The sequence below is a fragment of the Mesorhizobium sp. 131-3-5 genome (genome assembly GCF_016756575.1).
Taxonomy (GTDB): Bacteria; Pseudomonadota; Alphaproteobacteria; order Rhizobiales; family Rhizobiaceae; genus Mesorhizobium; species Mesorhizobium jarvisii.
In genome coordinates this window covers 96,087-115,978 of the sequence record NZ_AP023256.1, presented here as the reverse complement: position 1 = coordinate 115,978, position 19,892 = coordinate 96,087, and the positions used below count along the sequence as shown (strand labels likewise).

The window sequence follows — 19,892 nt, the reverse complement described above, 5'->3', positions numbered from 1 at the left end:
TTAAGTTCGGGATTCTTGGCCAGAGGGCTAAGCAAGGCAACCACAGTGTCACCACCGGCTGCGGTGATGGCTGCTCGGGCCGCGAATTCCAATTCCGACATAGCTTCGTCGGCCGGCGCGTCTCGGCGCTTTCCCATAAGCCTTTCCTAGCCTAAACGCCGTTAAAATAAGGAATATATTCCTGTCAAGTCAAGAGGTATTCTGGAGACAGGCGTCATGAACCCTATCACCGCGACAGAACCCGAGCAGCCCGAGATATATGCCACGGTATGGTGCGGGATGCCCGCCATACCCGCCATACCCCGGGCCGTCGATAAGATGGCCAAGCAATTGCGCGGCCTATCGGATGTCAGTCAAAAACAGGATATTTCCGAGCTGACGGCCGTCTGGATCCTGCCAGACTACCCGAAAGACCTCTATTTGGCATTGTCACTTTCAGACGCGATGCGCCACCAGATCGACATCCACAAAAGAGAAAGCAAAAAGGTCGGCGCGCATCACTGATGGTGAAGGGCAATCACGTTGCGCCAGCGCCATCGGTCGTAGACGAATGGTGGCGCGTCGCACTGCCTGATGACATCTGCACCGATCAGGACCCCTAAGATGACCACCAGGTTCTGCAGGACTACTGGCACGGGCATCTGGTCGGCATGCCTCGCAAGCGACCGACCGGTGTCGGGGACTTCCAATCGTTGCGCTCCCGCCCACCGGCGCGTTTCTAGTCCCCGATTATAGGCGCTATGCGCAGGATCGACATGCTAGCGCAGCAGCGGCCGGCAATCACACCCCTGCCAGTCTCTGTTGTGGCAATGCACAGCCAAGACCCTTGGCCTAACCGGCTTAGCGGCGGCGCGGAGACTTCAAATAACCCCGTAGTTTTAGCCGTTCAGAGACGATTAGTTGTGTATGGTTTCAGATTGGGCGCCGAGAGAAGGCTAGAGGCATCGCGCGGCCATTTGAAATTGGCCGCAAGGCACGCGATTGGTGATCAGTCTTTCGGTCGAGGAGCAAGCATGATTGGCACTATCCGCATCGCTATTGTCGACGATCATCCGCTGTTTCGCGAAGGCGTGACGCGCAGCCTGTCGGAGATCGGAGGTTTCGAGATCGTCGGCGAAGGCGCGACAGCGCAAGATGCCGAACGCATCGCCTCGACGATGCAGCCTGACATATTGCTGCTCGACATCTCCATGCCGGGTGGCGGCCTGTCCGCGGTCGCAAGCATCCTTGCCGCCCATCCCGCCCAGAGGATCGTCATGCTGACCGTTTCGGAGACCAATGCCGATGTAACCACGGCGCTGAACGCAGGCGTGCAGGGCTATATCCTCAAGGGCGTCGGATCGCGCGCGCTCGCCGACATCCTGCGCAATGTGGCTGCCGGCGAGGGCTACCTTACGCCGACGCTGTCGGCACGGCTGCTTTCCGATCTCCAGTCCCCGCAATCTGCCAACGGCGTGGCGGACCGGTTGCGGCAACTGACTGAACGGCAGACGGAAATCCTGCGGCTGGTGGCGGAGGGGCTCAGCAACAAGGAGGTTGCCTTGCGCCTGGAGCTGCAGGAGAAGACGGTCAAGCACCACATGACCGGGGTGCTGTCCAAACTCAATGTGCGAAACCGCACGGAAGCGGCGCTCATGATGCGCGAGACGCGAGACCACCAAAGGAGCCAGTGATAGAGCAGTTTCGCGCGTCTCCTCGAAAAAACGCCTTGAGCTTGATCTCTTAGAGCCAGGGTGTCCGGGATGGAATCAAGAGGGAAAAGACGCCTCTGGCGACTGCAATCCGGTGCCGTCGAGGTTCAGGCCAGTCCTCTCTCGAGGTCCTCTTGAACAGAGCGCCATCGTTCCCAATCTTTCTTGATGTACCGAGCGCGGTGCCACGTGACGTATCAGAGGGATGGTCCCTGGTGCCTAACTGAGGAAGCACGATGGTCTGCCTTAGGTTCAGGAGGTGGCAATGGAAGGCGATATGTTCAATCAGCCGATCTTTGTAATCGACGAGAGCAATGTTGCCCGCAAGATCTCTTCGCTCATGGATGCAATAGAGTTCCTAGAAGAATGGCCTGTCGAACGGCATGGGCTGCTCCATGCGGCGGCTTCTGACGCCTGTTATTCTGCCTATGATGGGCGAACGTCGGTCGAGGCGGCGCGCAAGGCCTTTGCAACTTGGGTCCATCGGGTGAGGGTGATAGAGATTGTGCCCGCAGCTCCGGTGTGGATGACAGAACCTGAGATTGGCAAGGCCGCCCCTATTCAAGAAGGTCAAGTCTAAATTGTGCAAACGTCGGCGCAGGCAGATCGATGCCCATGCAAAGCTCCAATATCGGTTGCCTTGGGACCCTTGTACGCGGCTCCGATCCTACTTGGTTTCGTATGGTGCTTGTCGGGAGACCTCCTGCAGTACCGTTTTCGCTTCATAAGAGACGGCAGACAAAGCTTGGACTCCAGCATGCGTTTGAGAAAACTGGTGCAAATTTTTCCCTCCGCATTTGAGCGCTGACTGCGCCTGTCTTCACTTGCCTGAGGCAAGTGGTGGTTCGACGCGCAAGACACTTCTGAAGCGGGCAAGGCCCTGTTTGCGCCGGCGGGAGAGTCTTAGAGGCTTCCGTCATGCCACGCTAGCCCAAAAGGCTTTCCAACATTCGCTTGAACAAGCCTTTGCTGTTCGGCGCCTTGGCACTATGGTTGGCATCATCCAGAGGCGGCGGAGGGTTCGGCTTGCAACCTCGATCCGTTCGATTGCACCTGCTTGGACTGATCGCTGCTGCGATCGTGCCGGTCTGGTTATTTGCGGCCTATTTGCTGGTCCAATTCGCGCTTCGGGAGCGAGACCGCATCGAAAACGAAGCTGTGCAGACGGCCAGGCAGGTTTCGCTCGTGGTTGAAGGCGAGCTCTTCAATCTCCAGACGGTCCTCAACGGCTTGTCAAAATCGGCTGCTCTTTCCAAAGGCGATTTGCAGGCCTTCCACGACCAAGCGGTCAATCTAGTATGGGGTACTGACCGTGTCATCGTCCTACGCGATCTCGGCCGCAACCAGCTGATGAACACCGAAATTGGCTACGGGACTAGGCTCCCACCCGTAGAACCGATCACCGACCATGACCGCCAAAGGTTGCAGACTTCGGGTCTTTTCGTCAGTGATGTCTTCGCCGCCGCGGGGTCGAAGGACTATCGCGTTGCCGTCGGTGTGCGGGTGCCGGCTCCCAAAGGCGAGGACCTTATCCTTTCAATATCTGTCCCGACTTCGCGCATCCGCAATGTAATGATGCCGGCAGTGCCAGAGGGCTGGACGGTCGGGGTTGGAGACCGTGAAGGCCACTTCGTGGCCCGTTCCAAGTTGCATGAGGAGATGACCGGCAAGCCCGGATTGCCCGAATATGTTGAGAAAGTTGTCGGGCGGTCCGGCAGCTTTACATCTCGCAATCTAGAAGGCATCACTCTTCTGGCTGGCTACTACAGGTCTTCGTATTCCGATTGGTTCTTTACAGCCAATTTGCCGCTCTCAACGGCAAAGGCTCCGCTCTGGCGCTCCTTAATCGCAATTTGCGGTATCGGCCTTCTGTCGCTGCTTGTCTCCATGGCGCTGGGATATATCTTCGCCAAACGCTTCATCGGGGCTACGGCCCAACTGTCGGCGCGCGCCCAAGCGCTGGGCCACGGACAAAAGGTCGAACCTCTGCACTCCTCAATCGCCGAGTTTGCTACCATTGCCGATGCAATGGTTGATGCAGAGCGGGCCATTGCCACACGCAGAACCGAGTTGGAAGCGGTCTTGGATACTGTGCCTGCAGCAGTATGGTTCACCTATGATCCGAAAGCGCTTCAGGTTATCCGGAACCGCTTCGCGGCTGAACTGATGGGTTTGCCGACAGAAGCGTCAAAATCCTTTGGCCAGCCAGAGCACGTAATCGACACAGTGGCGGTTAAGGATGGTCATGTAGTCAGCCGAGAGGATCGGCCGCTGAGCCGTGCAATGCGCGGAGAACTGGTCGACCAGGAAGAGTTTGCTTACACGCTCCCGTCGGGGGTCGAACGCTTCCTGCTCTCAAGCGCACGGCCAATTCGCCATCCCGGTGGCGCGATCCTTGGCGCAGTACAAATCAGCCTGGACATTACCGAGCGCAAGCGCGGCGAAGAGCACCGAAAACTGCTGGGCAATGAACTTAACCACCGCGTCAAGAATACGCTTGCCGTCGTCCAATCCATTGCGGCTCAGACCATCCGCAATGCCACCAGTTTGACCGAGGCGCAACGAACACTTTCTAGCCGACTTATCTCGCTGGCAAAGGCACACGACCTCCTCACGCAGCAAAACTGGAGTGGGGCTGACCTGAATGACCTGATTTTGGGATCGATCATGCCGCACGCCCCGATTGAGCGATTCCAAATCAGCGGCGAGCCGGTGTGGCTCCCGCCGAACATCGCCCTTTCGGTAGCTTTGGCATTTCATGAGCTTACGACCAATGCGATCAAATACGGGTCGTTGTCGAATCCCACGGGCCGGGTTTGCATCCGCTGGAGTCTCGTCAGTCACAAGCAGCATCGCTGTCTAGATCTGGATTGGCGCGAGACGGGAGGTCCACGCGTTGGCCCAGGCGGCCGCAAGGGCTTCGGGACACAGCTCCTCGAGAGGGTATTTGATTCCGACAAGTCAGGCAGCGTAGCGCTGAAATTTGAAGAATCGGGATTGATCTGCGAGTTTCGGGTAATCTTGTCTCATTAGATGGATAAGTGAGCGGACCGAGGAAGCGGTCGTCACGGCCGAACGAGCGCACCGCCCAATTGCGCCCACAGTCGATCACAGTCTCTTGACCTAAGACTTGGAGTTCCCGGTTCGCCATAGCGTGGCAATGCTGGCGAGTCCCTTTGTCAAGGTCTCCTGCACGAGTTCGTCGGCGTCGTCGGGGATGCGGCAGAAGGTGCGCGCAAAAGCCCGCAGGGCAGGTATGAGATCAACGATTGAAACCTCGTTGGTTCTCTCATCGGCCAAACGGTACCTTTCGGATGACACCGGCGAGCTCCAAAGGCTGTCCAATCTAGGCCCCTTAATGCAGGGGAATTTGGATCGTTCCTCAGCTCGCGACACCTCCTGGAAATTTACCAACGGGTTCGCATGTTGAACGTCAAAACCGGCGCTGCCCGGCATGAACTCCCTGGCTGTTCGGAGTCCGCGACGTCAAGTCGCCCAGCAAAAGGCCGACCCCCGTCAATTGCTGTGGGAACCTCGCGGGCCCGATGAAGTTGGGAACCTTACCCGCAACGGGTTCACGAACAAGGAGAACATCGCAATGGCAGCTACGAAGAAGGCAATCGCCAATAAAGGCCTTGAGGACATGTTTCTCGATGGCCTGAGAGATATCTATTATGCAGAGAAAAAAATCCTGAAGGCGTTGCCGAAGATGGCAAGGGGCGCGGAGGACCAGCAGGTCACCGCCGCCTTTGAAAAGCATCTTGCGGAGACCGAAGGCCAAGTCGAACGGCTGGAAGAAGTATTTGAGATTCTCGGCACGGCGGCCCGAGGCAAGACCTGTCCGGCCATCGATGGCATACTCGAGGAAGGATCCGAGATTCTCGAGGACTACAAAGGCTCGGTCTCTTTGGACGCCGGGCTGGTTGGCGCCGCGCAGGCCGTCGAGCACTACGAGATCGCCCGCTATGGCACTTTGATTGCGTGGGCGACATCTCTTGGTAGGGATGACGTCGCGGAACTGCTCAACGCCAACCTGGAAGAAGAAAAAGCCACCGACGAAGCACTGACGTCGCTTGGCGAGGCGGGCGTGAACGACCGAGCTGCCGAACAGCAGGCCGCCTGATCCGGTCATTCGAGGGGTCCCGTTTGGGGCCCCTCCCCGCCGGATTCGTTTCGTAGGCCATTCCGCGTCGACGGACATCCTCCACGTAGGCCCGGGGCAGACGCGATGAGACAAACGACCATCGGCTCACCTAGTAGTCGCGGTCGACGCCCAGTCCTTGCGCCACGGTCGCTGGCGGAAGTCATCTCGTCGAGGCCCTTTTCGGTAGCAGGACTTACCGGCAGCACGGTCCCGATCGACTTTCCGGCCTGGCAGACCCTGCACCGTCCGATGCTTAACGCAGATTGCGCCGGCCGCCGCGAACAACCCGCAAATAAAAACAGCCTGCGACTTTCTCCGAGGTGTGGCGGCACCGAGGCTGGTATCGGACGCCCAAAGGGAACTTACCCTCGGGGTCTACGTTCAATGCCGTGCGGCGTCTTTCCTGGTGTCGCCGCTGGCATGCTCGGCCCGCGCTGTGCTGGGAGCGCGGGCCACCCAGGACACTAAAGGCGCGGCTCGACTGACCAATGCGGCTTTCCAGCCCCGGCGCGAGGAAGCGGCTATTCCCTTCTGCGTCCAAGCCAGCTGACTGCGCGATCGGAGCCTTTCATGCAGAGCGTGATTCGTGGTGCCAAAGGATCTAGCGCCTTGAAGCTCGACAACGAAGTTCCCCACACCTCCGAGGAGGTGGATGATCGCGTCCTGGCTGACGTCGTGACGGCACTGTATAGGCGCGTCAACATTAGCCACGACTACGACATTCCATATATTGCCGGCTACAGCGACGACGCGAAGACCGTCTACATCGACCGGCACCTGCCCCGGATACTGTCTTGGAGGGGACGGAACTTCAGGCTAGCGCGGTTCTTGGTAACGCACGAAGTCGTCGAAAAAGCCTTGCTCGACGAGCTACGGCTCCACTACCTGCACGCGCACCAGATTGCGTTGCGCGCCGAGCGCGACGCCGTGCGAGGGGCGGGTCTAGCATGGCGAGCCTACCAACGATTGATGAAGGCCCATGAAAAGCCAATCGACCAGGAAAAGCTGACACGCGTCCCGGCCGACTTGGATCTGACGCCATACGAGGATTTGGACGACTTCAGGACGCTTGAACGGCTTGTCAGAGCGGCGCACTGATGGAAGACGAGTCTTGGAGGAAGCGCGGTACCTCGCCTCCGAAGTTTCGCGAAGCGCAATACTATTCGCCCCCCGAATGATCACCCGCGACCCGGTCGGTACGAACCGGGCCGCGAAGATCTACTCAACGGATAGACCAAAGAAACTTTAGTTTGCAATCATCCGTTGTTTGTCGCGCGCGCTTGCGTAAGTGCCTTTTTCATAGGCCGGCTGCGCATTGAACTGCTCTTTTGTAAAATTCGTATATAGGTACCTATTTCCCGACTTGTCCGTCATGAACTTGAGGTTGTCCATGCCAATGGCCACCTCCTTGGCGCCTATCCCGAGGAACCCACCGACATCGATAAGGACGGCGTCGACTTTCTTGTCGCCCGTCAGGACAACGTCGCCGATCTTTCCAACCTTGACGTCGTTGGCGCCATAGACAGTCGTGCCGACCAGATCCTCGGCCCGGACCTTGTCGATCGGGACGGCGGTCAATGCCGTCTTGTCGACCGCCCCGGTGGTGGTTGAGTCAGGCGCCACTGTCGTTGGCGCGGGGGCTGTGTTGGAAGCCGTGGTTGGATCGTAGGCCTTCGAATCGAAGTTCGGCTGAGCCTGGAGATCTTCCTTGGTGGTCTTGATCACGAGCCAGCGCTTGCCGTCCTTTTCGGCCCACTGGGCCTTGTTGAAGTCGAAAGCGACATTCTTTTCGCCGATGCCGAGAAAGCCCCCGACGCCGATGATGAGCGACTGGGCCTTGCCGTCCTTCGCAAGGAGTACGTCATTGACCTTGCCGATCGTCTGAGCATTAGCATCCGTCCCGTTATAAACTGAAGCGCCGATTATTTTGGAAGCAAGGCTGCCATTTGGGGCAACCGCGGCGGTTGTCGCAGCATTGTTATCCGCGGGCGCCGATGTCACGATGTTCGCGGCAAAGGCCCCTGAGGCAATAAGGGTTGCAAGTGCGGTGGCGGCAGCGAGAGTTTTGTAGCTCATTGTGGTTATCCTTTGTGTGGTTGTCGCGCGCGCCCTGCCCGTTTTCCAGACAGGACGGCAACTTGATGCATCACAACGGAATGCGTTGATCGAGGTTCCCACGACACCCGGCAGCCGAAGAAGGGGTCCCTGTCAGGCGCTGGCCCGAGGAAATGGGGAGCCCCCTCAGCACAAGTTGCGCGCATATCGAGAACGTTCCGCCAAGTCGTGCTTCACCCCTGAAGGTGGGTTCTTGGCAAATCGTATGCAGGCAGCGACTTGGAACGATCGTTTATACGGCGCGTTAGGTCCGGTTACGTCGGGGACCTGTTATGAGTGAACTGCCGCTGACTGAACTACCACAGGCGGGAACGGTCCCAGACAGTAACCTCGACTATCAGGATTTTTTTGAAAACGGGGCCATAGCGCTCCATCTGGTGAGCGCGGATGGCCTAATCTTGCATGCCAACAAGGCGGAGTTCGATCTCCTAGGTTATCGTCCAGAGGACTATATCGGCCATGACATTACGGAGTTTTATCCCGACCGGGACGTTATCGTCGACATTTTGAGTAGGCTTTCCCGTGGTGAGAAGATTGCCAGATACCCGGCGCGTTTGCGAGCCAGCGATGGATCCATCAAGCACGTCGAACTCACGTCGAGCGGTCACTTCCGCGACGGTAAGCTGGTCAACACCAGATGCTTTACCGTCGATGTAACCGACCTTGAGCGGACGCGCAAAGAACTCAGGCGGCAGGACAACACCTATCACCAGATTCTCGATGGCCTTCCGGTCGCCATCTACACGACTGACCAGAATGGGATCATTACCTACTACAATCGAGCCGCTGCCGATCTGGCAGGGCGGGAGCCTCAGGTCGGCAAGGACAAATGGTGTGTCACGTTCAAGCTGTTCACCACCCACGGCAAGGAGCTGCCGCACGACGAATGCCCGATGGCGATCACCCTCAAGGAGAACCGGCCGGTCCGCAACCAGCAGGCTGTAGCGCAGCGTCCCGACGGGTCCTTTTTTCCGTTCATGCCCTACCCCACACCGCTGCGCGATGAGCAGGGCCGCCTCGTTGGCGCGGTGAATATGCTGCTCGACTTGACGGACCGCCAGCGTGCCGAAGAAACCAGGCAGCACCTTTCGGCGATCGTGGAATCCTCATTTGACGCTATCATCAGCAAGGATCTCAACGCGGTCATAAAGAGCTGGAATAGAGGCGCCGAAAAGCTCTTTGGCTATTCCGCCAGCGAGGCGATCGGCAAGTCGGTCACCATGCTTATCCCTGATGACCACCTGGACGAGGAACCTCGTATCCTCGAGCGCCTCCGCCGTGGGGAGCGCGTCGACACATATGAAACGATACGTCGGCGCAAGGACGGCAGCCTGGTGCCGGTATCGCTGACCATATCGCCTGTGCGCAACGCAACAGGGCAGATCGTCGGTGCCTCAAAGATTGCGCGCGACATCACATCGGCTAGGGAAAACGAGCAACGTATCCGCACGTTGATGCGCGAGGTCAATCACCGGGTGAAAAACCAGTATTCTGTTATCCTGTCGATGATACGGGAGACCAACAAACGATCGGAGACGCCCAGGCAATTTGAATCGCAGGTGCGCGAGCGCATCATGGCGTTGTCGCGCTCCCACGACCTGCTTGTTTCGGCCGACTGGAAGGGCGCGGCCATCAGTGAGCTGTTGGCGGCGCAGGCCCAGCCATTCCCACGCGGTGAGATCATCAATATGTCGGGCCCGTCGTTTGTGCTTGGTCCCAATGCGGTCCAATATCTCGGAATTGCGTTCCACGAACTCGCGACCAACTCGGCGAAATACGGCGTACTCTCGGGCGATGACGGTCAGATTTCTGTTACATGGAGTATCACGGGTTCGGGAGCAAAGCGGTTGTTTCACCTGACCTGGGCCGAAACCGATGGGCCGCGTGTCGGCACCATCGCACAGGATGGCTTTGGAAGCGTGGTCCTGAAACGGGTTGCACCTGAGGCTGTGGGTGGGCAGGGAAATCTTGAATATGGTCCGCAGGGGATCACATGGAACCTGGAAGCGCCGTTGGCCGGAATGGATCCTTCCGTTGCCAATCAGGACTAGATGCATGAAGTGACCTTCCTGGCGATGGGCATCCTTCACTCGTTTCGCCATGCGGCGTCGCCAGCCGGGACCCGACGCCGCCCTCTATCAAAGTCGGTCTGCCGGCCGTCCAAACGGCTGAGAATTAGAAACCCACTATAAGCTCAGCGCTTGACTGCCAGGAAATCGTCGACGCCAGCTGCGCAGCGGTTGCGTTAAAACGCAGAACCTCGCGCCCGATACCGCCCCTGTCCGAGAGTGAGTCGCCGACAAGACCGGCGAGCCAGCGACGAAGCAGTGGTAACGGCTGTAATCGCGAACTCAATGCCAATGACGGGCGGAAAATCATGCTCTGCTCCACGGCGTCGGAAATGGCCTTGTCCCTGGGCCAGAATCTCTTGGCGCGGCTTCTCCAGATAAAGCGCCCCTGCCCGTCAAAGCGCCGGCCGACAACGGGCTGTTGAGGCCGGAAGCGACAATCCGCGAGGGTCTTCAGGGCCTTTGGCCTTGGCCCGACTATTCTGGCTGCCGTCCAGCACCGGCAGAAGCTCACCCTGGTCGGCGATTGGGCGCTCGATCGCCATCTTCGTCTGCGGCGATTTCGGAATGGCGATCGTCACGCATCATTTGCGTTGCAACGGTATGAGGTCCAGTCGGGCTCAAACTTTTGCGCTATATACCGGCAAATTTCTCATGCCCTAAACGACTGCGGACGTGCCCGTCCCCGTCCCCTTCCCGAACCTTGGCTCTGCAAGAACGCAGCGGCCGCCTTACACATTGGCGACCTTTCGGCATTCGACGCCGCCAGTGCCGAACTGCCGAGACAAATCTTCACACGCAAATCCTGCCCTCCCCGCCAATTTCAAAACCGAGACCTCCGCGACATCCGTCGCTGAATCCGCGTCAACGTAGCGTCCTGGCAACATCATCGCGGCTGCGATCCCGTTGCTTATCGAGTGGTCGCTTCCAGCCCGCGCAAATCTCTGTTTTCAATATCGTTCTGCGGTGTTTTTACTGCGGTAAATTTATGGAGGCGTTGCGCGCGATTGGCCGTTGTCTGGCCAGCGTTAACCTTTTGTTAACCCAAAACTTCTTGCCGGTAAGTCCGAATCGGAGCTTAATGGCGCTTCTTGTGGGCATTGCTAACAAAAAGCGCCAATTCAGGTTTCGACGAGAATGAATGTTTCCATGCGGCTGCCACGTTTCGAGTTCGATGACAAAATCCTCGAACAGGGCGCCGAGATTTCCCGGCGGTTGAACCAGCTTCGGATGGAGAAATTTCCGCCCAATGCGACCAAGACGCTGCGCACATTCTCGATGGCGGAGGTCGCTCACTACCTCGGGGTCTCGCAGAACAATCTGAAGCGTCTGCATCTCGAAGGCAAGGGGCCATTGCCTGACCAAAGTCCTTCCGGCCGTCGCTCCTACACGGCTACACAGATGCTCGAGCTCAGACAGTTCCTGGACCAGCATGGCAGGACCGAAGTCAAGAAATACGTTCCGCACCGCAAGCTTGGCGATAAGCTCCAGGTGGTTGCGGTGGTCAATTTCAAAGGGGGCAGCGGCAAGACGACCACGGCTGCCCACCTCGCCCAGCACCTGGCGCTGACCGGTCATCGGGTTCTTGCGATCGATCTTGATCCGCAAGCTTCGCTGTCCGCACTGCATGGCTTCCAGCCCGAGCTCGATCGCAACCTCTCGCTTTATGAAGCGATCAGGTATGACGATGAACGCAGATCGATCGCGGACGTGATCATACCGACAAATTTCCCCGGTCTCGACATCATCCCCGCCAATCTCGAGCTGCAGGAATACGAGTACGACACGCCACTCGCCATGCAGGACAAAACCTCCAATGCCGGCCGCCAGTTCTTCACGCGCATGGCCAAGGCGCTGTCGGAGGTTGACGACCGGTACGATGTTGTCGTTGTCGATTGCCCGCCCCAGCTTGGCTATCTGACTTTGACGGCAATGTCGGCGGCGACATCGGTCCTCATTACCGTGCATCCGCAGATGCTCGACCTCATGTCGATGAGCCAGTTCCTGCTGATGCTTGGCGGCATATTGAAGACCATCAAGGCCGCCGGCGCCGCGATCGAACTCGACTGGTTTCGCTACCTGATCACGCGCTACGAACCGACCGATATTCCGCAGGCGCAGATGGTGGGCTTCATGCAGTCGATGCTTGCCGGCCAGATCCTGGAAAACCCGATGTTGAAGTCGACGGCGATTTCGGATGCGGGCCTCACCAAGCAGACGCTTTACGAGGTGGAGAAGTCTGCCTTCACCCGATCCACATATGACCGCGCCCTGGAGTCGCTTGACGCGGTGAATGCTGAGGTCGTCACACTCATCCATCGTGCGTGGGGTCGCTCGTGATGGCGAACTTTACGGCAGTAAAAATGGGCTATTTTGTTCGTAAAATCAGATCGCTAGCCTTGTGTGGAGGCGGTTGAATGGCCCGCAAGGATATTTTCGGCAGTGTGATGGGTCCCGTCGCTGCGGTGGCCGATAACAAGGATGTATCGGGGTATGCCGTTCGTGGTGCCTCCCGTTCGATCATGCAATCCTTCGAGGAGCTCTCCAAGAGTTCGGTCGTCGATCTCGATCCTGCCATGGTTGACACCTCGTTCGTCTCGGACCGCCTGGACGAAGACGATCAGGCGTATCAGGAGTTGCTGTCGGCAATTCGGGAAAGAGGCCAGGATTCTCCGATCCTGGTCAGACCGCATCCGGAGGTTTCAGGGCGATTCCAGACAGTATTCGGCCATCGCCGCGTCAAGGTTGCCCGCCAGTTGGGAAGGCCGGTCCGCGCCGTCGTCAAGAAGATGGGCGACGAGGACCATGTCATCGCCCAGGGCCAGGAGAATGCCGCCAGGGCCAATTTGTCCTTCATCGAAAGGACCCTGTTTGCCGATCGCATTCTCAAGCGCGGCCACACCTCGGACACGGTGAAGTCCGCTTTGGCGCTCGATGACACGACCTTCTCGAAGATGCGCTCCGTGACCGGCAATATTCCCGAGCCAGTCATCGTGGCGGTTGGCGCGGCCAAGGCCGTCGGTCGGGACAGATGGTGGCAACTGGCCAAGCTCATGGAGCATCCAGGAAACGCGGGCAGGGCGGCAGACTATGTGAAGAGCGCTGGTTTCGCGGGGCTAAGCAGTGACGCACGATTTGCGCTCCTTTTCGACTTCCTGAGCGCGCCGGCGAAACGCTCGCGGGCTGCGCCCAAGACACGAGAAAAGGACTGGGCGCCGCAGGACAGCTCGGTGCGGGCCAAGATCACCGACACCGGAAAAGTGTTCACGCTTGCCCTGAAAGCGAGGGAAGCCTCGCCGTTCGGTGCTTTCATCACCGAACGGCTGGACGAGCTTTTCGAAGCTTTCCGGCAATCGGAAATGTCAAAGAAAACGGGAGACTGAAACCGCAAAAGAAAAAGGCCCCCGAACGTCGCCGTCGCGGAAGCCCTTCTCGTCTGTAGCAAGCTGAGAATCGCACTTCCCCGAATCACTGTCAAGAGTCGTGGCGCCGTTTCGGCGAGCAGGTTTCTTTTGCCTTCGTGAAAGGTGAGGGAAATGGAGAGTGGGTTTGCGACGACGCCCTTTGGGCGGCGGCCGATGACGCTTGCCTTGGTGAAGGCCAATGCCGCGTCGCGGCAGATTCCGGAAGGGGCCACCGTTGAGAAATGGCAGGTCTACCGGTGGCTATGCGAGGGCAAGTCGATTGTCGGCGTTGGCGATCGTGCCCTGGCGGTGCTGAGCGGGCTGTTGACGTTCTATCCTGACGACCAGATCAGCGAGGAAAACGGCTTGATGGTCTTCCCGTCGAACGCACAGCTATCTTTGCGGGCGCACGGCATGGCCGATTCAACGCTGAGAAGGAACCTGGCCGAGCTCGTGAGTTGCGGCCTGATCATTCGCCGCGACAGTCCGAACGGCAAGAGATTCGCTCGCAAGGGGCAGGGCGGTGCTGTCACGGAAGCCTTCGGATTCTCGTTGGCGCCTCTGCTGACACGGGCCGCGGAGTTTCAGCGCGCCGCCGAGCAGGTCCGCGCCGAGTGCCTGGCGCTGAAATTGATGCGGGAGCGGATCACGCTGCATCGCAGGGACGTCCAGAAGCTGGTCGAGGCGGCGATCGAGGAAGGGGTTCCTGGCGACTGGGGCGGCGTCTGGAGGCGGTTTCGGTCCATCGTGGATGCAATTCCGCGCCGGGCAGGGCGGTCACAGCTTGAAGGGATCGTTGCCGAGCTGACCGTACTCCATGATGAAGTGGATAGGATGCTGGAAAGCTTTACGAATTCCACGAATCCTGGCGGCAATGAGTCCCAAACTGAGCGGCAGCAATCTGATTCAAACACAGACTCCATTTTTGTGTTTGAACCGGCTTTCGAAAAAAGCAGGGCGGCCGTTGAGCCAAGACCGGCACCGGACGAGCGTTTGAAAAGCTATCCGATTGGACTGGTGCTGAGGGCCTGCCCCGAGATTGCGGACTATGCCGTCGACGGAATCGCCAACTGGCGCGATTTGATGCTCACCGCGGCCCAGGTGCGCGGCTACCTTGGCGTTTCACCGTCAGCCTATGAGGAGGCTTGCCATGTGATGGGTCAGGAAGTCGCCGCGATTGTGATTGCGTGTATTCTGCAGCGGGCACAGCACATCAATTCGGCCGGTGGCTATCTGCGCGTGCTGACGGAAAAGGCGAGGGCAGGGGAGTTCTCGGTCGGACCGATGCTGATGGCCGCGCTCAAGGCCAATGGCGCGGCAGCGAGGATGACGGGATGATTGGTTACAGGGTTCTTAGGGCAGGCTGCTCGGCGCTGCTCAAGGGCGCCTGGATAGGTTACGGCATGCGACCACCTATCGCCGGCGGGCTCCCGGGCTTGAAAGCTATCCGGAAATGCCATATCTTTTGCACAAGAAACATGACTCCCGATATGGTGGATAAAGGCTGTGGGCCAAGCACTCAAAATAGCCGAGCAGAATGGGCCTCTCATCTTGTCCTATATGGACCGGAACGGGAAGATTGCGATCGAGCAGGTGGCGGATGGGTTTGGCATGTCCAAGGGTCAGTTGGCCCAGACCGCCGGTCTTGCGCGTGAGACACTCTATCGCTCGGAGCGAAGTGCTGCGGTAAAGACCCAGGGGCGGCTGCGCGAAATGCTCGAGATCATCAGCCGCGTGAGCGATTGGGCGGGCGGCAAGGAACAGGCAATGGCCTGGTATCGGGCTCAGCCGCTTCCGGCATTTGGCGGACGCACTGCCGAAGCGCTGGTGAAGGATGGCAAGGCCGCCGCGGTCCGTGATTATCTCGATCACATGGCCGTTGGTGGTTTTGCGTGAGGTTCGTCAGAACCTGTTACAGGGCACACGATCCACGCTGGGCATTCAAGCCGACTTCCGGTGATGGAGCGGCGATGAGAGGCGCCCGATTCAACCCCAAAGGCGTGCCGGCCCTCTATCTGGGGCTGACAATCATGACGGCGGTCAAGGAAGCCAACCAAGGCTTTGCGCACCGGATCGATCCCTGTGTCCTTTGCTCCTATGAGGTCGACTGCGACGATATCGTGGATCTGACAACGGAAGAGGCCAGGGGTGAGTTCGCCATCGCGCTCGAGGACATGGCCTGCGCCTGGGCAACGGCTCTGGGCGACGCAGAGCGCCCGGCGTCGTGGTCCATCTATGACCGGCTGCGGTCTCGCCATGTTGCTGGAATTGTGGTCCCAAGTTTCGCGCCAAGTGCCCAGGACGAGGATCGTAACCTCGTCCTTTGGGACTGGGGTCCGGACCTTCCGCATAAAGTAACTGTCTTCGATCCGAGCGGCCGGTTGCCGAAGGACCAGTTGTCTTGGTCATAGCGTGCTCGTGGAAGGGCAGGGGAGGGGACTGGTCCCAGCCTATAATCCGCTTGCCTTGGTGAGGTTGACACGGAAACGGTCACGCCGGCGCTGATAGCGGCGGGTCATCTCGGCGGAGGCATGGCCAAGCTGCTTTTGCACATATCGCTCGTCGACCTCGGCCGAGGAGGCCAGACCAGCACGCAGCGAATGGCCTGAAAACTTCATTTCCCGCTCGCTTTCGGACAAATCGCCCCGCACGCCTGCGGCCAGTGCCGCACGCTTGACCAGCCGCGCCACTTCCTGGGCGTTCAGCCGTTCGGCGCCGACGGCCTTGCCTTTACCGGTCACGCGGCGGAAAACAGGCCCGTGCACGATACGCCCGAGCTTCAGCCAGGTCGTCACGGCAACCACGGGGCAGGTGCTGTCGGCCGATCCAAGACCGATTTCGACTTCGCGCCAACCAGTCTTGCCACGCAAGGTCACCAGAATGCCCTTGTCCAAAATCTCGAGCCAGCCGGACGAATCCTCAGTCTGGTCGCGGGCCACGTCGAGGCCGACGATTTCGGAGCGGCGAAGGCCGCCGGCGAAGCCCAGAAGCAGCATGGCCCGGTCGCGCAGACCGCGCAGGGTACCGCGATCCAGCGTCTCCAGCATCGCGATAAGATCCTCGGGCAGAATGGCTTCCTTCTGGGCCGGGGGTTTTGCGTGGGTATTGCGAATGCCGGCAAGCACGGTTGAGATGTGACGATCTTGTCGGTCGAGCGGGAGGCCACGCTGGGCAAAATTCCACGTTAGCGATGAAAGGCGCCGTTCGATCGTCGAAACCGCTTTCCTGTCCCCTCCAGATCCAGAGGCCAGGGCCGTGATATAGAGCCCGACGACCTGCGGATCCGGCGGCATGGTGTCAAAAGACTGACGCCGGCACCACGCCGAGAAATGTTTCCAGTCGGCAGCATACGCACGACGGGTGTTGGTTGAACTCGCCGCCTCGATATAGTCGCGGGCGCGGCCGGCGAGCGCGTCAAGATGGGCGGGAAGCCGCTCCATGCTGTCTGCCATAGGGGAGGGGGCTTTCTCCTGCTTCGCCGGGCGCCCCATCTCCATGACCAGGTCGATGATGTCGGGGAGATCGTCCTCTCCGGAAGCCACAGTGGCGTCCTGACCATCCTCAGTCATTGTCATGCCGCCTCGACATCTGTCTTGGAGAAGGCATTGCCGGCCTGGTGAACAGCCGCTGTCTTGATGATGCCCCGGCGGCGTGCGAGCTCGTCGGCGGGGGCGACGGTTGCGGATTTTGGATGTTCAGGGGCAAGACAGGCTCCTTGGGTCTACCTTTCCGGCAATTTCTACCTGAATCGGCAAGCTTGTCCAGAATGAGCGATAATGCAAGATTATCATCCGTTTTGTCACGCCGACAGGCTGTGCGTTTTGGTGCAACAATCATAGCAAAAAGCGCACCGGCGCTTTACTCTCCAGATCATGATTCGCCTCGATCCCGCGACCGCCAGCTCCTCTGCGCCGCCCTCCGTTCCGGCCTGGGCGATCACAAGCTCCGGCGCGCCGAGCGACGGCGGCGCCGCCTTCCGGGCCGGGGCCGCCCTGGGTGCTCTCGACACGCTCGCCCGCGCGCAGCCTGCATGGGCCGGCGCTTGGCGGCAGCGGCTGGCGCTTAGCTGCGCCGCCGCCAGCATGCGGCTTGCCGGCCGCGCCGAGGACGCCGCCGCCTTGCGCGATGCCTGGCATTTGCGTCCCCCAGGTGGTGATCCCGGCCCCGCCGGCGCCGTCTTTGGCGCCTGGCGGCAGTTGGCCAGGCAGCCGCCCGCCGCTACTGCTGACCGGCTCGGAAAGATACTTGACCAGCTTGGCCTCCATTGGGACGGCGGGGCGCTCGCCGATCTTTGCTCCCAGGTCGAAAAACTAGGGGTATCCCAGCGTCCGGCGCCGTTCGACGCCGCGGCGATCGCCGCTGAGGTCGTCGCGATGCGTCCCGATGCCGAACTCTTTGGCTGGTGGCTCGCCGACCTGGTGCTGGCGCAACGCCTGGGCTGGCCGCAGCCCCTGCCGCTCCTAATGGCGCAGGTTTTTGGACCATCCTTTCGCATCGGGGCCGGCGGTGGCCGGCGCATCCGGCCCGGGGACAAGAATTTTGAGCGGGCGGTTTGCGTCGCGCTCGTTGCTGCCGCCGCAGACGCCTGTCGGTTGGCCGCCGAGCTGGCACGCCGGGCCGAAAGGCTCCTGGCGGTGGCGCCGAAACTGCGCGCCAAAGGCGCTGGCGACGTAATCTTTCTGCTGCTCAGTGAAGACGCCATCTCTGGATCGCTGACGACGAAGAATCTGTCGCGTTTTGCATCGCGGCGGCTGTTCGAGCGGCTGCAACAACTCGAAGCCGTGCACGAGTTGTCCGGCCGCGCAAGCTTTCGACTGTTTGGGCTCTAGCGATGAGCGAGGCCGCCCGATCCGAACGCCCGCGGGGCAAGGATGATGTCCAGCCGATGCTGGTCGACACTGAGCTTGAGCACCTGCCGCAAGAACTTCGCTGGCGCGAATGGATGGGCCGCGTCGAAGCGGTGATCTTCGCGGCAAATGAACCGGTGCCGCGCGAGGTGCTGGCGCGCGTCGTCGGTAAAAGCTGCAATCTTGAGCTGATCATCGACGACATTCGTGCCGAGCTCGCCAGCCGCCCGTACGAGCTGGTTTCGGTCGCCGGCGGCTGGCAGCACCGGACCAAGAAGGTTTTTGGCGACGTCATACACGCCGCCTTCGGCCAGCGAAGCGGCAAGGGGGAAAAAGAGCTGTCGCAGGCGGAGGCGCTTGTCCTCATGTGCATCGGCTATTTTCAGCCGATCACCCGGGGTGAGTTGTCGAGCTTCTTTGGCAAGGAAGTGTCGCGCGATCTGATCGGCGTGCTGCGCGCGCAGGAACTGATCGCGTCGGGGCCGCGCAGCCCGCAGCCGGGCGCGCCTTACACATATGTGACGACCAAGAACTTCCTGTCGCAGTTCGGGCTCGACACGCTGCGCCAGCTGCCGGATTTCGAGGCGCTGGAGGATGCCGGACTGCTGTCGAAGGACAAGCTGCTGGCCGGCGATATCCCAGCCGGGCTGGCTAGCGGGGAGGGCGACGGTACGGACGATGTCGTTGGGGACCAAGCGCCGTGACGCGGGCGTCAGCTCATTGTGATCCCAGAGACAGTAGATCACTCACGGCCAGGACGACTGGTCGTGCGGCAGCCGGGGATCGGGATCATGGACCGTGACCTTATCGCCTTCGACAAGATTGGCCCGAACGGGACACATAAAGCGCTTCGATGCCAGGTAGGTTGAAACGACCGCCGTCCATCGCCGCGCCTGCACCGGAAAGCCCATTTGGGTGTCAGATAGCGATGGAAGATCTCGTCGGGGCCGACGCGGGTGACTTTCACCCGCGCGCCCCATTCTCGAGATCCCGGATGAAGGCCAGAACCGCTCCGACCTGACCGTCAGCGACGAGTTCGGCCGCCGTGTGATGGCCATAGTCAGCGATAGGGTCGTTGCGATACCAGTAGATCGCCTTGTCGACGGCGCCGGTGAGCTCCGTCGCGGCCGAGATCTCCTTCACCATTTCGCGCATCCGACCCTGCAAGCGCTCCGATGACGGGTTACGAAGCGTGTTGCCTTGGCGCTGGCCCGAACGGTTCCGCAGCATTTCTGTCCACACGTTTCCTGGGTCGCGAACTGCGCGCTCAATTTGATCGAATGTCGCGGTCGCCGCCGCACCCGTCGCGCACATGCCCGGCCTGTGAAGAACTCGTCAACGCTGGCATGGACGAGTGCGGGCTTGCCATTTTGGCCACGCGCACGGTCGGTTTTCCCTTCGTAGGGTTGTTGGCAGCGACATGGCGATCTCCGAGTTGTTGCGCCGGCTGCATGGTGGGGCGACACTCGAATTGATATCGACCTCCAGCAAGACGCTCGACGATGTCACCACCATCGCCGCGGGGGACCACCCCTTACGGCTTTGGACATCTTGCGGCCAGGACATAGCGGAGTGTACCTCCCTAGAGAACGGCTCAACTAACGCCGTCGTGAAATTCATTC

The 19,892-nt window shown here is 59.9% G+C and carries 17 protein-coding genes and 2 pseudogenes; 14 read left to right on the top strand and 5 right to left on the bottom strand.

The features are described from left to right. The first annotated feature begins 216 nt into the window (after positions 1–216). The 4 genes from JG747_RS36130 (at position 217) to JG747_RS36115 (ending at position 4,724) form a co-directional block, all read left to right on the top strand. Positions 217–504, top strand: coding sequence for a hypothetical protein (locus JG747_RS36130; protein WP_199202033.1), 288 nt, complete (start codon positions 217–219; stop codon positions 502–504). 509 nt (positions 505–1,013) lie between these two features. Further along, the gene (locus JG747_RS36125; protein WP_199202032.1) at positions 1,014–1,673 is read left to right on the top strand and encodes a response regulator; all 660 of its coding nucleotides are present in this window, start codon (positions 1,014–1,016) and stop codon (positions 1,671–1,673) included. 283 nt (positions 1,674–1,956) lie between these two features. Next, positions 1,957–2,271, top strand: coding sequence for a DUF982 domain-containing protein (locus tag JG747_RS36120; RefSeq protein WP_199202031.1), 315 nt, complete (start codon positions 1,957–1,959; stop codon positions 2,269–2,271). Positions 2,272–2,645: 374 nt separating this feature from the next. Beyond that, positions 2,646–4,724, top strand: a complete 2,079-nt coding sequence (locus JG747_RS36115; protein WP_244748525.1) for a sensor histidine kinase — start codon at positions 2,646–2,648, stop codon at positions 4,722–4,724. A 126-nt stretch (positions 4,725–4,850) separates the two neighbouring features. Here JG747_RS36115 and JG747_RS37465 read toward each other — a convergent pair. After that, a pseudogene (locus JG747_RS37465) lies at positions 4,851–4,991 on the bottom strand (sigma-70 family RNA polymerase sigma factor); the annotation flags it as partial. A gap of 298 nt (positions 4,992–5,289) precedes the next feature. Between JG747_RS37465 and JG747_RS36110 the strand changes: the two are divergent. Together JG747_RS36110 and JG747_RS36105 are read left to right on the top strand one after the other, a co-directional pair. After that, positions 5,290–5,814 (top strand): YciE/YciF ferroxidase family protein, encoded by a 525-nt coding sequence (locus JG747_RS36110; RefSeq protein WP_019863975.1) that lies wholly within the window; start codon positions 5,290–5,292, stop codon positions 5,812–5,814. A gap of 630 nt (positions 5,815–6,444) precedes the next feature. Further along, complete coding sequence (locus JG747_RS36105) at positions 6,445–6,933, top strand: hypothetical protein (protein WP_202362425.1); 489 nt, start codon at positions 6,445–6,447, stop codon at positions 6,931–6,933. A 147-nt stretch (positions 6,934–7,080) separates the two neighbouring features. Here JG747_RS36105 and JG747_RS36100 read toward each other — a convergent pair whose 3' ends face one another. Beyond that, a complete protein-coding gene (locus tag JG747_RS36100) occupies positions 7,081–7,911 on the bottom strand; it encodes a PRC-barrel domain-containing protein (RefSeq protein ID WP_342215596.1) in 831 nt (276 codons plus the stop codon). Positions 7,912–8,222: 311 nt separating this feature from the next. Between JG747_RS36100 and JG747_RS36095 the strand changes: the two genes are divergently transcribed. Next, positions 8,223–10,001 carry a PAS domain S-box protein gene (locus JG747_RS36095; protein WP_199202029.1) on the top strand — a complete coding sequence of 593 codons (1,779 nt, stop codon included), beginning with the start codon at positions 8,223–8,225 and terminating at the stop codon, positions 9,999–10,001. A gap of 413 nt (positions 10,002–10,414) precedes the next feature. Here the strand turns inward: JG747_RS36095 and JG747_RS36090 are convergent, their stop codons facing one another. After that, positions 10,415–10,600 (bottom strand): hypothetical protein, encoded by a 186-nt coding sequence (locus tag JG747_RS36090; RefSeq protein WP_027047917.1) that lies wholly within the window; start codon positions 10,598–10,600, stop codon positions 10,415–10,417. Between the two features lie 556 nt (positions 10,601–11,156). Between JG747_RS36090 and repA the strand changes: the two genes are divergently transcribed. The 5 genes from repA to JG747_RS36065 all read left to right on the top strand — a co-directional run bounded on the left by repA (position 11,157) and on the right by JG747_RS36065 (position 15,834). Further along, positions 11,157–12,359: a plasmid partitioning protein RepA gene (repA, locus tag JG747_RS36085; protein WP_019863972.1), complete on the top strand. Its 1,203-nt coding sequence runs from the start codon at positions 11,157–11,159 to the stop codon at positions 12,357–12,359. A gap of 77 nt (positions 12,360–12,436) precedes the next feature. Beyond that, positions 12,437–13,402, top strand: a complete 966-nt coding sequence (repB, locus tag JG747_RS36080; RefSeq protein WP_019863971.1) for a plasmid partitioning protein RepB — start codon at positions 12,437–12,439, stop codon at positions 13,400–13,402. Between the two features lie 153 nt (positions 13,403–13,555). Further along, positions 13,556–14,761, top strand: coding sequence for a plasmid replication protein RepC (gene repC, locus JG747_RS36075; RefSeq protein WP_199202028.1), 1,206 nt, complete (start codon positions 13,556–13,558; stop codon positions 14,759–14,761). Between the two features lie 168 nt (positions 14,762–14,929). Continuing rightward, positions 14,930–15,319: an MbcA/ParS/Xre antitoxin family protein gene (locus JG747_RS36070; protein ID WP_027047916.1), complete on the top strand. Its 390-nt coding sequence runs from the start codon at positions 14,930–14,932 to the stop codon at positions 15,317–15,319. Continuing rightward, on the top strand, positions 15,316–15,834 hold the full coding sequence (locus JG747_RS36065; RefSeq protein WP_019863968.1) for an RES family NAD+ phosphorylase: 519 nt from the start codon (positions 15,316–15,318) through the stop codon (positions 15,832–15,834). Before JG747_RS36070 ends, JG747_RS36065 begins: the two co-directional genes overlap by 4 nt. Before the next feature lie 39 nt (positions 15,835–15,873). On the opposite strand, the gene JG747_RS36060 is transcribed toward JG747_RS36065, so the two are convergent. Beyond that, entirely contained in the window at positions 15,874–16,998 is a 1,125-nt protein-coding gene (locus JG747_RS36060) for a site-specific integrase (protein WP_199202027.1), read from the bottom strand. Between the two features lie 297 nt (positions 16,999–17,295). Here JG747_RS36060 and JG747_RS36055 point away from each other — a divergent pair, with 297 nt between their 5' ends. Both JG747_RS36055 and scpB read left to right on the top strand, forming a co-directional pair. Next, positions 17,296–18,252 carry a DUF1403 family protein gene (locus JG747_RS36055; protein WP_199202026.1) on the top strand — a complete coding sequence of 319 codons (957 nt, stop codon included), beginning with the start codon at positions 17,296–17,298 and terminating at the stop codon, positions 18,250–18,252. Positions 18,253–18,254: 2 nt separating this feature from the next. After that, positions 18,255–18,974 carry an SMC-Scp complex subunit ScpB gene (gene scpB, locus JG747_RS36050; RefSeq protein ID WP_199202025.1) on the top strand — a complete coding sequence of 240 codons (720 nt, stop codon included), beginning with the start codon at positions 18,255–18,257 and terminating at the stop codon, positions 18,972–18,974. 259 nt (positions 18,975–19,233) lie between these two features. Here the strand turns inward: scpB and JG747_RS36045 are convergent. After that, positions 19,234–19,467, bottom strand: a pseudogene (locus JG747_RS36045) (hypothetical protein); the annotation flags it as partial. Between the last annotated feature and the right edge of the window lie 425 nt (positions 19,468–19,892).

Coding starts and splice junctions, on each gene's coding strand:
- JG747_RS36125 (WP_199202032.1), top strand. CDS start 1,014: ATGATTGGCACTATCCGCATCGCTATTGTCGACGATCATCCGCTGTTT.
- JG747_RS36120 (WP_199202031.1), top strand. CDS start 1,957: ATGGAAGGCGATATGTTCAATCAGCCGATCTTTGTAATCGACGAGAGC.
- JG747_RS36060 (WP_199202027.1), bottom strand. CDS start 16,998: ATGACAATGACTGAGGATGGTCAGGACGCCACTGTGGCTTCCGGAGAG.
- repB (WP_019863971.1), top strand. CDS start 12,437: ATGGCCCGCAAGGATATTTTCGGCAGTGTGATGGGTCCCGTCGCTGCG.
- JG747_RS36055 (WP_199202026.1), top strand. CDS start 17,296: ATGATTCGCCTCGATCCCGCGACCGCCAGCTCCTCTGCGCCGCCCTCC.
- repC (WP_199202028.1), top strand. CDS start 13,556: ATGGAGAGTGGGTTTGCGACGACGCCCTTTGGGCGGCGGCCGATGACG.
- scpB (WP_199202025.1), top strand. CDS start 18,255: ATGAGCGAGGCCGCCCGATCCGAACGCCCGCGGGGCAAGGATGATGTC.
- JG747_RS36100 (WP_342215596.1), bottom strand. CDS start 7,911: ATGAGCTACAAAACTCTCGCTGCCGCCACCGCACTTGCAACCCTTATT.
- JG747_RS36110 (WP_019863975.1), top strand. CDS start 5,290: ATGGCAGCTACGAAGAAGGCAATCGCCAATAAAGGCCTTGAGGACATG.
- JG747_RS36130 (WP_199202033.1), top strand. CDS start 217: ATGAACCCTATCACCGCGACAGAACCCGAGCAGCCCGAGATATATGCC.
- JG747_RS36095 (WP_199202029.1), top strand. CDS start 8,223: ATGAGTGAACTGCCGCTGACTGAACTACCACAGGCGGGAACGGTCCCA.
- repA (WP_019863972.1), top strand. CDS start 11,157: ATGAATGTTTCCATGCGGCTGCCACGTTTCGAGTTCGATGACAAAATC.